Raw genomic sequence first — 12711 nt, 5'->3', positions numbered from 1 at the left:
GCCCCGGGGCCGGGACGCCCCGGCCGGGCTCAGCCCGAGAACGTCGCCGGGTCCGGCCCCGTACGGCGGTCCTCGTTCAGCGCGCTGATCGCCGCGAGGTCCTCCTCGTCCAGGCCGAAGTCGAAGACGTCGAGGTTCTCCCGGATCCGGGACGGGGTGACCGACTTGGGGATGACGATGTTGCCGAGCTGGAGGTGCCAGCGCAGCACGATCTGGGCGGGGGAGCGGTTGTGCTTCTGGCCGATGGCGACGAGGGCCGGGACCTGGAGGAGGCCCTTGCCCGAGCCGAGCGGTGACCATGCCTCCGTGGCGATGCCCTGCTCCGCGTGGTAGGCGCGGGCCGCGTGCTGCTGGAGGTGGGGGTGCAGCTCGATCTGGTCGACGGCCGGGATGACCGAGGTCTCGCCGATCAGCCGCTCCAGGTGCTCGGGCTGGAAGTTGGAGACACCGATCGCGCGGACCCGGCCGTCGGCGTACAGCGTCTCGAACGCCTTGTACGTGTCGATGTAGCGGTCGTGGGCGGGCGCGGGCCAGTGGATCAGATAGAGGTCCAGGTACTCCAGGCCGAGACGCTCCAGCGAGGTGTCGAAGGCCCGGAGGGTGGCGTCGTAGCCGTGGTCGCTGTTCCAGACCTTGGTGGTGACGAACAGGTCCTCGCGGGGGATCCCGGAGGCGGCGAGGGCGCGGCCGGTGCCCTCCTCGTTGCCGTAGACCGCGGCGGTGTCGACGCTGCGGTACCCGGCCTCCAGCGCGGTGGCCACGGCCGTCTCCGCCTCCGCGTCCGGTACCTGCCACACGCCGAAGCCCAGCTGGGGCATCTCGACACCGTTGTTGAGAATGATCGGGGGGACCTTGGTGCTCACGCGCTCTCGATCCTTACGGGGGTGCGGGTCAGGTGGGTTCATCTGTGGATCCGGACACCTCCGTAGGCATCCGGAGGTGTCCTTGGGCGTCCGGAGACATCCGGAGACATCCGTAGGCATCCGTGGTCCATCGTCGGCGATCGGTGCGCGATCCGCATTCCTGACGGCGGAATCCGGTCGACGGGACGGGGCTGGGGACGGCCGGGGTGGGCTCACGGCTCGTACAGGGCCCGGACCTCCTTGGCGTACGCCTTCTCGATCGCCCTGCGTTTGATCTTGAGGGACGGGGTGAGCAGGCCGTGCTCCTCGGTGAAGGGCCGGGCGAGGATGCGGAAGGTGCGGATCGACTCGGCCTGCGAGACGCGGGTGTTGGCGGCGACCACCGCGCGCCGCACCTCGTTCTCCAGATCGGGGTCGCGCACCAGCTCGGCCGGGGGCGGGGGTCGTCTGCCGCGCATCAGCAGCCAGTGCTCGACGGCCTCGGGGTCGAGGGTGACCAGCGCGGCGATGAAGGGGCGGTCGTTGCCGACCACCACGCACTGGCTGATCAGCGGATGGTCCCGCACCCGCTCCTCCAGCGGCCCCGGGGAGACGCTCTTGCCGCCGGAGGTCACCAGGATCTCCTTCTTGCGGCCGGTGATGCTCAGATAGCCGTCCTCGTCCAGACAGCCGAGGTCACCGGTGGCGAGCCAGCCGTCGTGGAGGGTCTCGCCGGTGGCCTCGGGGTCGTTGAGGTAGCCCTGGAAGACGTTGGCGCCGCGCAGCCGGATCTCGCCGTCGTCCGCGATGCGCACGGTGACGCCGGGGATCGGGCGGCCGACCGAGCCGTAGCGGGTGCGGCCGGGCGGGTTGGCGGTGGCGGCGGCGCTCGACTCGGTCAGTCCGTAGCCCTCGTAGATCTGGACGCCCGCGCCCGCGAAGAACAGGCCGAGCGTGCGGTCCATGGCGGAGCCGCCGGACATGGCGTTGCGGATCCGGCCGCCCATCGCCGCGCGGATTTTCGCGTAGACGAGCCGGTCGAAGAACTGGTGCTGCATCCGCAGTCCGGCGGAGGGGCCGGGGCCGATGCCCCAGGCGCGGGCCTCCACGGCCTCGGCGTAGCGCACGGCCACGTCGACGGCCTTCTCGAAGGGCGCGGCCCTGCCCTCCCGCTCCGCCGTGCGGCGGGCCGTGTGGAACACCTTCTCGAAGATGTACGGCACCGCCAGGATGAACGTCGGCCGGAACGCGGCGAGGTCGGGCAGCAGGGCGGTGGCGTCCAGCCGGGGCTGGTGTCCGAAGCGCACCCCGTGGCGGACGGCGGCGATCTGCACCATCCGCCCGAAGACATGCGCGAGCGGCAGGAACAGCAGGGTGGCGGCCTCGTCGCCCCGGCGGGAGTGGAAGACGGGCTCCCAGTGCGCGGTGACGGTGTCCGCCTCGTACATCAGGTTGCCGTGGGTGAGGACACAGCCCTTGGGCCGTCCGGTGGTGCCCGAGGTGTAGATGACGGTGGCGACGGAGTCCGGGGTGATCGCGCGGCGGTGGCGGTGCACCACCTCGTCGTCGAGGGCGGCGCCCGCGTCGTACAGCTCGGACACCGCACCGGCGTCGAGCTGCCAGAGCCGGCGCATCCGCGGCAGCCGGTCGATGACGGTGGCGACGGTCATGGCGTGGTCCTCGTGCTCCACGACCGCGGCGCTCACCTCGGCGTCGTGGAGCATCCAGAAGCACTGCTCGGCGGAGGAGGTGGGATAGACCGGCACGACCTGGGCGCCGATGGTCCACAGGGCGTAGTCGAAGAGGGTCCACTCGTAGCGGGTGCGGGACATCAGGGCGACCCGGTCGCCGAACCGTACGCCCTGGGAGAGCAGTCCCTTGGCGAGTGCCAGCACCTCGTCGCGGAACTCGGCGGCGGTCACCGCGCGCCAGGTGCCGTCGGGCTCCTTGCGGCCGAGGGTCACCTGCCGGGGTTTCTTCCCGGCGCGCTGGAAGACCACGTCGGCCAGACCGCCCACCGGCGGCGCCGACGTGAGCGGAGGGTTGGTGAACTCGCGCAAACCCGCTCCCCGTCGCCGTGCAGCTCCACACAGGCGGTGAAAAGTACCCGAGGAGCGGGGCTTCCTGACGGCGGAGTAAGTTCCGGGGACGCAATCTCCACCGAATCTGTACGACGAGATGACCGGACCTTGGGTGAAGGGGCCGGGGCGGGGCCTCAGTTTCACTTCCCGTACAAGTCCAGGCCAAAGGCATGGTGCTCAGCGGCGGTGCAACCGGTCGCCCGCCGCGAGGATCGCCGCCGCCAGGGCGTCCGCCGCGCCCTGCGCGGGGGTGGGCCGCCGGCCGTGGACGACGACGAAGTCCACCGGGCCCAGCTCCGGCAGCCCCGCGCGGTCCGGGACCCGCGCCAGACCCGGCGGAACGAAGCCGCGCGAATGGGCCATCACCCCGAGACCGGCGCGGGCCGCGGCGATCAGACCGTTGAGGCTCCCGCTCGTACAGGCGATCCGCCACTCCCGGCCCTGCCGCTCCAGCGCCTCCAGGGCCAGCGCGCGGGTGATGCCCGGCGGCGGATACACGATCAGCGGGACCGGCCGCTCCGGGTCCAGCCGCAGCCGCTCGGCGCCGATCCACACCAGACGGTCGTGCCAGACCAGCTCGCCCTGGGTGGCACCGCGGCGCCGCTTGGCGAGGATCAGATCCAGCTTCCCGGCGGCCAGCGTCTCGTGCAGCGTGCCGGACAGCTCGACCGTCAGCTCCAGATCGACCTCGGGATGGTCGTGCCGGAACCCCTCCAGGATCTCCGGCAGCCGGGTCAGCACGAAGTCCTCCGACGCGCCGAACCGCAGCCGCCCGCGCACCCGGGTACCGGTGAAGAACGCCGTCGCCTGGTCGTGCACCTCCAGGATCCGGCGCGCGAAGCCCAGCATGGCCTCGCCGTCCTCGGTCAGCTCCACGGAGTGGGTGTCCCGGCTGAACAGCGTCCGCCCCGCCGCGTCCTCCAGCCGCCGCACCTGCTGGCTGACCGTGGACTGACGCAGCCCGAGCCGCCGCGCCGCCTGCGTGAAGCTCAGCGTCTGCGCCACCGCGAGAAACGTCCGCAACTGGGAGGGGTCGTACACCCGACCGAGTCTAGACGCTCTTATCACGATTCGTGATGGCAGTCAGCATGGTGTACGGGATTCCCGATCAAGTCGGTGAGGAGCACAATGGCACGGGGGTCCCGCGGCCTCCGCGAACCGAGTGACAGCACGAGCCCGTGGAGCACCGTGAAACGCCTGCGTCGGCCCCGCCGGATGCCGATCGACCCCTACATCCTGCTGATGCTCGCCACGGTGGGACTCGCGGCCCTGCTCCCCGCGCGCGGAGCCGCCGCCGACGCCGTGGACGGGGTCTCCACCGGCGCGATCGCGCTCCTCTTCTTCCTCTACGGGGCCCGGCTCTCCACCCGCGAGGCGGTCGACGGACTCAAGCACTGGCGGCTGCACCTGACGGTCCTCGTCTGCACCTTCGTCCTCTTCCCGCTGCTCGGCCTCGCCGCCCGCGGACTGGTCCCGGTGCTGCTGACCGACCCCCTCTACCAGGGCCTGCTCTTCCTCACCCTGGTCCCCTCCACCATCCAGTCGTCCATCGCCTTCACCTCCATCGCGCGCGGCAACGTCCCCGCCGCGATCTGCGCCGGCTCCTTCTCCTCCCTCATCGGCATCGTCCTCACCCCGCTCCTCGCCGCCTCCCTCCTCGGCGGCGGCGCGGGCGGCTTCGCCCCGGACTCGGGCTTGCGGATCGTGCTCCAACTCCTGGTGCCGTTCGTCGCGGGCCAGGTGCTGCGCCGCTGGGTCGGCCGCTTCCTCACCCGGCACAAGAAGGTGCTCGGCCTGGTGGACCGGGGCTCGATCCTGCTGGTGGTCTACGCCGCCTTCGGCGCGGGCGTGGTGAACGGAGTCTGGCAGCGGGTCAGCCCCGCACAGCTCGCCGGGCTCCTCGCCGTCGAGGCGGTGCTGCTGGCCCTGATGCTCACGGTCACCTGGTACGGCGCCACGGCGCTGCGCTTCGGCCGCGAGGACCGGATCGCCATCCAGTTCGCCGGGTCGAAGAAGTCCCTCGCCGCCGGACTGCCCATGGCCAGCGTGCTGTTCGGCCCGCAGGCCGCGCTCGCCGTGCTGCCGCTCATGCTCTTCCACCAGATGCAGCTCATGGTCGGCGCGGTGATCGCCAAACGCCGCTCGCACGACCCGGTCGCCCCCGCCGAGGACGAGGTCACCCCCCGCTCGGAGCGAGCCTCAGCGTCACGAACCGCGGCCGGTACAGGGCCACGTTCCCGTTGAGCCGCGCCGCCGCGTCCGTCGGCTCCATCCAGTTGACGTCGTAGCTCAGCACCAGCCCGTCGCCGTCCGCCCGAGGATGCGCCTGCGGGTTGTACGCGGCGGTCCCGCCGCGCGGCAGCGGCGCGTCGAAGCCGCGGCCGGGCCCGTGCCAGGGGCCGGTGGGGGAGCAGGACCAGTACGAGGTGACCTTCGACAGCCCCTCGGTGCCCGCCGCCATGGTGAACAGCACATACGTGCCGTCGTCCCTCGCCACCGAGAACGCGCTGCCCACCCCGGTCCGCCGCCCGTCGCCGAGCACCGCGCGCGGACCGTCCCGGGCGCTCCACGCCGAGCCGTTCCAGTACCGCCACGCGCCCGGCTCCGCGAGCCGCCCCTCCGGCACCCGCGCCACGTACGCCGAGGACACCGGGCGCCCCACGGCCTGTCCGTCGTCACCGCCGTACACATAGGTGTACCCGTCCTCCTCCACCAGCGTGGTGCCGAACAGCACCCGCCGGGACGGGTCGGGCACCAGATGCTGGTCGAACACCTTCACCACCGACTCCACCCGCAGATCCGGCAGGGAGAGCGTGGCGACCTCGGTGGCCAGGGGCACCCCGTAGATCCACGGCGCCTGCCCCGACGCCCGCACCCACAGCAGCACCCGCACCACCTGCTGCGCCGAGCCCGGCGCCCGGGGCTCGACCCGGGCGGCGACCGGCCAGCGCCACTGACCCGGCGCCGGATCCGGGAAGAGCGGGGCGGCGAGGGTGGTGTCGAGACGCCCGCCGGACATCACGACCGCCGAGTTGCGCACCATCGGGGCGGCGGAATCCCGCCAGGTGTGGGACTCGCCCGCCGGGTTGGGCGGGGCGTACACCCGGCCGAGGAAGGTGTCGGAGAACAGCCACAGCAGCCGGCCGTCCGGCAGCCGCACCGAATGGGTGCCGTCCCCGCCGGTCCAGTCGTCGGTGCGGGCCGGGTCGTCGCCGTAGCGGGCGAACTCGCCGGTGAGCCGCTCGTCGGCGGACCAGGCGGCGATCGTACGGTCCGCGCAGGCGGCCCCGTCCGGCGGCGGACCGTCGTCCCCGGGCAGCGCGACGAGCAGCGCGGCGGCGAGCACCAGGGCCAGCAGCGCGCCGACCCAGGTGCCCGTCCGCCGACCGGTCTCGGGATGTTCTTCGGACACGCTCCGCGACGTTAGCCGCCCGAGGTGATCCGGTCCATGGGCAGATGCAGCACCGGCACCGCGTACGGGCCGACCCCCGCCACCCGCAGCGCGCTGAGCTGACCGTCGCTCAGTGCCCGGTCGTAGACGCGTACGTCGTCGATCGCGCCGGTGAAGAAGGCCCGGCTGTCCATGCGCTGGCCGATGTGCACCCCGAAGGGCGAGTTGCGGCTGACCGAGCCCGACACGTCGCCGGTGCTGATCTCGGCGCCGTCCAGGAACAGGGTCAGCTCACCGCCGCCCCGGCGCAGCGCCAGATGGTGCCAGGCGCCGTCGTTGAAGGCGCCCTGCGTGCTCAGGGACGCCGAGTGCCAGGCGGTGGCGCCGGTACGGGTGGTGATCAGCCCGCGCACCCGGTCGTTCTCCGGCTCGCCGCGCAGCCAGATCTGCGGCTGGTTGACCCCGACCCCGCCCATCCACAGCAACGGCTGCTCACCGGAGGTGGCGGTGTAGCGGAACCACAGGGACGCCGTGAAGTCCTTGCCGCCGAGCGGCAGCCGGGGGTCGTACGGCAGCCGTACCGCGTCGTCCTGGCCGTCGAGGGCGAGGGCGTCGCCGTGCACGCCGGAGGTGGTGCGGGCGCCGCCGAGCACCGCGGCCGGCGGGGCGGAGGGGCCGTTGTCCGGGGTGGTCGGATCGGGGCCCCGGCGCGGCGCGAGCCAGTCCTCGGTGAAGCGGGCGAAGCGGATCTCGTCGCGGGCGTCGGCCGTGCCGCCCTCGTAGAGCAGGCCGACCGCGCCGCCGCCGAGGTCGGCCAGGTCGGAGTAGCCCGCCCAGTCGCGGGAGACGACCGTGCCGCGGTCCACGCTGTCCCAGGTGCGCCCGCCGTCGTAGGAGGAGCGGATCATCATGGTGCGGCGGCGGTCCGGGTCGGCCGGGCTCGCCAGCAGCATCCGGTCGCCGAGCGGCAGCAGGGCCCCCTGCACCTGCGGCGCGTACAGGTCGGGGACGCCCTCGAACGGGCCGGTGAAGGTGGTGCCGCCGTCGGTGCTGACGGCCTGGGTGCGGTGGCCGAGGTGGGTGCCGTCCTGCTCGCGCCCGCTCACCAGGAGACTGCCGTCGGAGCGCTCCTCCAGGGTGAGTTCGGAGGGCTTCTGGCCGAAGGTGCCGTCGGCGGCGATCGGCCAGGAGTCGGTGGCGCCGACCCGCCAGTCGGCGCCGCCGTTGTCGCTGTGGATCAGCGCGGCGTGGTTGGCGGAGACCCGGCCGCCGTCCCAGGTCTCGGTGTTGACGCCGAGCACCAGCCGTCCGGCGTGCGGGCCCCGGCTGATCTGGACGCCGTGCACGGGGCCGGTCGCGTACCAGGAGTTCCAGTCGGGCGGCTGGATCTGGCCGCTCAGATCGCGCGGCGCCGACCAGGTGCGGCCGTCGTCGTCGCTGTACTGGAGGTACGGCTTGCGCTGACAGGGGATCTCGCAGCTCGCGCTGTCGGTGCGGCCCGGGTTGCGGGTCTGGAGGAGCAGGATGCGGCCGGTCTCGCGGTCCACGATCGGGGACGGGTTGCCGTGGGTGTCGCCGGCGCCCTCGCTGACGATCCGCAGCGGGCCCCAGGTGCGTCCGCCGTCCGTGGAGCGCTTGACGACGATGTCGATGTCCGTGGCGTCCCCGCAGTTGAGGACCCGGCCCTCGGCGAAGGCGAGCAGGGTGCCGTCGGTGGTGCGGACGACCGCCGGGATGCGGAAACAGGCGTATCCGGGGTCCTGGCCGGCCTTGAAGAGCGCCCTCTGGTCGAACTCCGCGGCAGCGGCGGCGGCCGGGGCGGCGGGGGCGGCGGAGGGAGGGAGCGAGACCGCTGTCACCGCCGAGGCGGCGGCGGTCACGAGGACGGCTCTCACACGTGCGCGAAGGCCACGAGGCATGGGCGACTGCCCTTCTACGGTCGGACGTCCGGGTCGTTGGGATTCCCAACAAGATCGTGGGCGGTCCCAAGGATTAACACACAATCATTGGGAAGTCCAACAACTTCGGGTTACGCTGTGGCCATGGCCGATGCCGTGTCACCCGCGATCCGCTCGCTGCCGAGTTGGCTGCTGGGCCGGGCCGCCGCGCGCGGGCGCACGCTGGTCGCGGAGGCGCTGGCCGCCGAGGGCATGCGGACCTGGCACCACGCCGTGCTCTCGGCCGTGCGCGATCTGGGCCCGGTCGCCCAGGCAGACGTCGGCCGCAACGTGGGGCTCGACCCCAAGGACGTCGTCGGCATACTGAACGACCTCCAGTCCGCGGGCCTCGTGGTACGCAGACCCGACCTCCGGGACCGCCGCAAGAACGCGGTCTCCCTCACGGAACAGGGCGATCGCCTCCTCCACCGCTGTGAGCTGCTCACCCATGAGGCCAACGACACGCTGCTGGCACCGCTGACGGCGGCCGAGCGGGAGCGCTTCGTGGACATGCTGACAAGGATCACCGGTACGGAGGGATGAGCCCGGGCGCCGGACCGGGCCGGGCGTGTCGTGCCGGGCCCGTGGTCGCGGCCCCTGGACCCGCGCCGGGCGGGTCGTCGGACACAGACCAGTCTCCGGGATGTCCCCCGGTTCGGCCACCCGGCCGAACGGGCCCGGGGGCGGTGGACCGGGTCGGGGGCGGTGGGGCGGGATGCGTGCGTGGTTCCGGGGCGTCGCGGTGGTGTGAGGCGGGGCCCCGGTGGCGCAGGGGGCGCTCCCCGCCGTTCGGGGCCCCGCCGCCGTGTCGCGGTGAGCCGTCGTCAGCCCTGGGTGGCCGCGGCCCGCAGGGCGACGCGGTCCTCGCCCGCGTACACGTTCATGGAGCTGCCCCGCAGGAAGCCCACCAGCGTCAGCCCGGTCTCCGCCGCCAGGTCCACGGCGAGGGACGAGGGCGCCGAGACCGCCGCCAGCACCGGGATCCCGGCCATGACCGCCTTCTGCGCCAGCTCGAAGGAGGCCCGCCCGGAGACCAGCAGGATCGCCCGGGACAGCGGCAGTCCGCCGTTCCGCAGGGCACGGCCGACCAGCTTGTCCACCGCGTTGTGACGGCCCACGTCCTCACGGATGTCCAGCAGTTCACCCGCCTCGCTGAACAGGGCCGCCGCGTGCAGCCCCCCGGTCCGGTCGAAGACCGCCTGGGCCGCGCGCAGCCGGTCGGGGAGGGCGGCGAGCAGCCCGGGTTCCACCCGGACCGGGGGAGTGTCGGAGATCGGCCAGCGGGTCGTCGTCCGTACCGCGTCCAGGCTGGCCTTGCCGCACAGCCCGCAGGACGAGGTGGTGTAGACGTTCCGCTCCAGGGTGATGTCGGGGATCACGACGTCAGGCGTGGTCCGCACATCCACCACGTTGTACGTGTTGCTCCCGTCCGCCGTGGCGCCCGCGCAGTACACGATGGACTGCAGATCGTCCCCGTGGGCCAGCACACCCTCGCTCACCAGGAAGCCCGCGGCGAGTGCGAAGTCGTCGCCCGGGGTGCGCATGGTGATCGCGAGCGGCTTGCCGTTGAGCCGGATCTCCAGTGGCTCCTCGGCGACCAGGGTGTCCGGGCGGGACGAGACGGCCCCGTCCCGGATGCGGATCACCTTGCGTCGTTCCGTGACTCGTCCCATGTCCTGATCCGTCCTGTTCCCGTTCCCGTTCCTGTTCCCGTTTCCTGCCCGTTGCCGTTCCCGTCCTCGTTCCCGCGTCGAGCCGGGTCGCGTCAGTCCCGGTTCTGTACATGCTGGTAGCCGAAGCGGCCCTTGATGCACAGGTTGCCGTGGGTCACCGGATTGTCGTGCGGGGACGTGACCTTCACGATCTCATTGTCCTGCACGTGCAGGGTGAGGTTGCAGCCCACTCCGCAGTACGCGCACACCGTCGTGGTCCCGGTCTGCCGTGTCTCGTCCCAGGTCCCGGCCGCCCGCATGTCGAACTCCGACTTGAAGGACAGCGCCCCCGTCGGGCACACCTCGATGCAGTTACCGCAGTAGACACACGCCGAGTCGGTCAGCGGGGCGTCGTGCTCGACCGCGATCCGGGCGTCGAAACCCCGGCCCACCACGGAGATCGCGAAGGTGTTCTGCCACTGGTCGCCGCAGGCGTCGACGCACTTGTAGCAGAGGATGCACTTGTCGTAATCGCGCACATACAGGTCGTTGTCGACCTTCGGGTCCTCCTCCAGCCGGGCCGCGTCCGGCCCGAACCGGTCCGGTTCCGCCCCGTACTCCTTGATCCACTCGGCGGCCCGGGGCGTGGTCGACAGATCGACGGAGGAGGCGAGCAGCTCGATCACGACCTTGCGGCTGTGCCGGGCGCGCTCGGTGCCGGTACGGACCTCCATGCCCGGCTCGGCCGGGCGCGAGCAGGCCGGGACCAGCGTCCGCGAGCCCTCGACCTCCACCACACAGACCCGGCAGGCGTTCTTCGGAGTGAGCGTGTCGCCGTGGCACAGGGTCGGGATGTCCTTCCCGGCCGCCCGGCAGGCATCGAGGACGGTCGCGCCCTCCGGCACGCGCACCGGCTCGCCGTCGAGGGTGAACTCCAGCAGCCGGCGCGGGATCCCCAGCTCGGTCATGGTCATGCGTACGCCCCCAGACGGTCGATGGCGGATTCCACGGCGTTCCACGCGGTCTGTCCCAGACCGCAGATCGAGGCGTCCCGCATGGCACGGCCCACCTCGCGCAGCAGCGCGATGTCCCCGGCGGCGTCGGCGCCGGTGCGCTCCACGATCCGCTGCAGCGCCTCTTCCTGCCGTACCGTCCCGACCCGGCACGGCACACACTGCCCGCACGACTCGTCCCGGAAGAACGCGGCGATCCGCAGCAGCAGCCGGGGCAGCGGCACGGTGTCGTCGAAGGCCATCACCACCCCCGAGCCCAGGGTGGTGCCCGCCTCCCGGGTCCCTTCGAAGGTGAGCGGGATGTCCGTCTCGTCGGGCCGTACGAAGCCGCCCGCCGCGCCGCCGAGCAGCACCGCCCGCAACCCCTCGCGCACCCCGGCCGCCTCCAGCAGTTCGCCCAGCGTCGCCCCGAACGGCAGCTCGTAGACTCCGGGCCGGGCCACCGCGCCCGAGACGCAGAACAGCTTGGGCCCGGTGGAGCGGCCGGTGCCGATCGCCGCGTACGCCGGGGCGCCCAGGGTCAGGATCGGCAGTACGTTGACGAGCGTCTCGACGTTGTTCTCCACCGTCGGCCTGCCGAACAGGCCCTTCTCCACCGGGAAGGGCGGCTTGGAACGCGGCTCGCCCCGACGGCCCTCGATGGAGTTGAACAGGGCCGTCTCCTCACCGCAGATGTAGGCGCCCGCGCCGCGCCGGAGTTCGATGTCGAAGGCGTAGCCCTGACCGAGGACGTCGTCGCCGAGCAGCCCGCGGGCCCGGCACTGGCGGATCGCGTGGTCGAGACGGGCCAGCGCCCGGGGGTACTCGCCGCGCAGATAGAGGTAGCCGCGGTGGGCGCCGGTCGCGTACCCGGCGATCGTCATCGACTCGATCAGGGCGTACGGGTCGCCCTCCATGAGCACCCGGTCCTTGAAGGTGCCCGGCTCGGATTCGTCGGCGTTGCAGACGACGTAGTGCGGATGCTCCGGTCGGCCGGCCGTGGCCTGCCACTTGCGGCCGGTCGGGAAGGCGGCGCCGCCCCGGCCGACCAGCCCGGAGTCGGTGACCTCACGGATCACCCCGGCCGGGCCGAGCCCGAACGCCCGGCGCAGCGCGGTGTATCCGCCGTGCGCCCGGTAGTCGTCCAGCGACGCCGGGTCCACCACCCCGACCCTGCGCAGCAGCACCAGGTCGGGGGAGCCCGCCTGCGGCACGGCCAGCGCCGCCGGCGGCTCCTCGGGCGCCGCGCCGGGCGAGGTCGCGGCCCGTACGGCCGTCTCCACACCGGCCGGCGCGCAGACGGCCGTACGGACCGGGTCGCCCGCCCTGATCGCGAGCGCGGCCGGGGCGCGTTCGCACAGGCCCAGGCACGGCCCGCGCTCGACCAGGACCCCGGAGCCGGGCGCCAGCCGCGACTCGATCCCCGCGCACAGGGCGGGCGCCCCGGCCGCCGCGCAGGCGAGGTCGGTGCACACATGGAGTACGGTCGCCGGGCGGGGCCGCACCGCGAACAGCGAGTAGAAGGTGGCGACCCCGTACGCCTCCGCCGGCGGCACGGTCAGCCGGCGGCACAGATAGTCCAGGGCGCCCTCGCTGATCCAGCCGACCCGGTCGTTGACGGCGTGCAGCCCCGGCAGCAGCAGATCGCGACGGTCCCGGGCCGCGCGCCCGCCCCGCGCCCAGCGCAGGTCCTCGGCCCGCGTCCCCTCGCGGTCCGCGCCCTCCCACGAGGACTCCGGCGGACCGAGCAGCGCGTCGATCGCGGCCCGTTCGTCGTCCGTCGGCTTGCTGTCGCCGAAGTGCAGGTCCACTGGTG

The 12711-nt window shown here is 72.9% G+C and carries 10 protein-coding genes; 2 read left to right on the top strand and 8 right to left on the bottom strand.

Features of this window, described 5'->3' with window-relative positions; translation table 11 throughout:
* Positions 1-29: 29 nt before the first annotated feature.
* From ACIQNG_RS17940 to ACIQNG_RS17930, 3 genes are all read right to left on the bottom strand, one after another.
* Positions 30-863: an aldo/keto reductase gene (locus ACIQNG_RS17940; protein ID WP_401424765.1), complete on the bottom strand. Its 834-nt coding sequence runs from the start codon at positions 861-863 to the stop codon at positions 30-32.
* Between the two features lie 212 nt (positions 864-1075).
* Positions 1076-2902, bottom strand: coding sequence for an AMP-dependent synthetase/ligase (locus tag ACIQNG_RS17935; protein ID WP_401485976.1), 1827 nt, complete (start codon positions 2900-2902; stop codon positions 1076-1078).
* A gap of 198 nt (positions 2903-3100) precedes the next feature.
* Positions 3101-3964: a LysR substrate-binding domain-containing protein gene (locus ACIQNG_RS17930; RefSeq protein ID WP_401485974.1), complete on the bottom strand. Its 864-nt coding sequence runs from the start codon at positions 3962-3964 to the stop codon at positions 3101-3103.
* Positions 3965-4138: 174 nt separating this feature from the next.
* On the opposite strand from ACIQNG_RS17930, the gene ACIQNG_RS17925 reads away from it, so the two are divergent.
* The gene (locus ACIQNG_RS17925) at positions 4139-5167 is read left to right on the top strand and encodes a bile acid:sodium symporter family protein (RefSeq protein ID WP_401486316.1); all 1029 of its coding nucleotides are present in this window, start codon (positions 4139-4141) and stop codon (positions 5165-5167) included.
* On the opposite strand, the gene ACIQNG_RS17920 is transcribed toward ACIQNG_RS17925, so the two are convergent.
* Together ACIQNG_RS17920 and ACIQNG_RS17915 are read right to left on the bottom strand one after the other, a co-directional pair.
* On the bottom strand, positions 5100-6335 hold the full coding sequence (locus ACIQNG_RS17920; RefSeq protein WP_401485972.1) for a DUF4185 domain-containing protein: 1236 nt from the start codon (positions 6333-6335) through the stop codon (positions 5100-5102). The two genes, ACIQNG_RS17925 and ACIQNG_RS17920, sit on opposite strands and share 68 nt — an antisense overlap.
* A gap of 11 nt (positions 6336-6346) precedes the next feature.
* Positions 6347-8233 carry an exo-alpha-sialidase gene (locus ACIQNG_RS17915; protein WP_401485970.1) on the bottom strand — a complete coding sequence of 629 codons (1887 nt, stop codon included), beginning with the start codon at positions 8231-8233 and terminating at the stop codon, positions 6347-6349.
* Positions 8234-8356: 123 nt separating this feature from the next.
* Between ACIQNG_RS17915 and ACIQNG_RS17910 the strand changes: the two genes are divergently transcribed.
* The gene (locus ACIQNG_RS17910) at positions 8357-8794 is read left to right on the top strand and encodes a MarR family winged helix-turn-helix transcriptional regulator (RefSeq protein WP_401485968.1); all 438 of its coding nucleotides are present in this window, start codon (positions 8357-8359) and stop codon (positions 8792-8794) included.
* Positions 8795-9075: 281 nt separating this feature from the next.
* On the opposite strand, the gene fdhD is transcribed toward ACIQNG_RS17910, so the two are convergent.
* From fdhD to ACIQNG_RS17895, 3 genes are all read right to left on the bottom strand, one after another.
* On the bottom strand, positions 9076-9924 hold the full coding sequence (gene fdhD, locus ACIQNG_RS17905) for a formate dehydrogenase accessory sulfurtransferase FdhD (protein ID WP_401424759.1): 849 nt from the start codon (positions 9922-9924) through the stop codon (positions 9076-9078).
* A gap of 92 nt (positions 9925-10016) precedes the next feature.
* Positions 10017-10877, bottom strand: coding sequence for a 2Fe-2S iron-sulfur cluster-binding protein (locus tag ACIQNG_RS17900; protein ID WP_401485966.1), 861 nt, complete (start codon positions 10875-10877; stop codon positions 10017-10019).
* The gene (locus ACIQNG_RS17895) at positions 10874-12706 is read right to left on the bottom strand and encodes an NADH-ubiquinone oxidoreductase-F iron-sulfur binding region domain-containing protein (protein ID WP_401486314.1); all 1833 of its coding nucleotides are present in this window, start codon (positions 12704-12706) and stop codon (positions 10874-10876) included. The genes ACIQNG_RS17900 and ACIQNG_RS17895 overlap by 4 nt, the downstream gene beginning before the upstream one ends.
* Between the last annotated feature and the right edge of the window lie 5 nt (positions 12707-12711).

The sequence above is a fragment of the Streptomyces sp. NPDC091377 genome, assembly GCF_044757045.1.
Taxonomy (GTDB): domain Bacteria; phylum Actinomycetota; class Actinomycetes; order Streptomycetales; family Streptomycetaceae; genus Streptomyces.
The sequence above is the reverse complement of the archived record's forward strand: the minus strand, read 5'-3'. Positions and strand labels throughout refer to the sequence as shown.

Excerpts from the sequence above, each read along its gene's own strand:
- ACIQNG_RS17910 (WP_401485968.1), top strand. The coding sequence starts at position 8,357 with ATGGCCGATGCCGTGTCACCCGCGATCCGCTCGCTGCCGAGTTGGCTG.
- ACIQNG_RS17900 (WP_401485966.1), bottom strand. The coding sequence starts at position 10,877 with ATGACCATGACCGAGCTGGGGATCCCGCGCCGGCTGCTGGAGTTCACC.
- ACIQNG_RS17915 (WP_401485970.1), bottom strand. The coding sequence starts at position 8,233 with ATGCCTCGTGGCCTTCGCGCACGTGTGAGAGCCGTCCTCGTGACCGCC.
- ACIQNG_RS17925 (WP_401486316.1), top strand. The coding sequence starts at position 4,139 with ATGCCGATCGACCCCTACATCCTGCTGATGCTCGCCACGGTGGGACTC.
- fdhD (WP_401424759.1), bottom strand. The coding sequence starts at position 9,924 with ATGGGACGAGTCACGGAACGACGCAAGGTGATCCGCATCCGGGACGGG.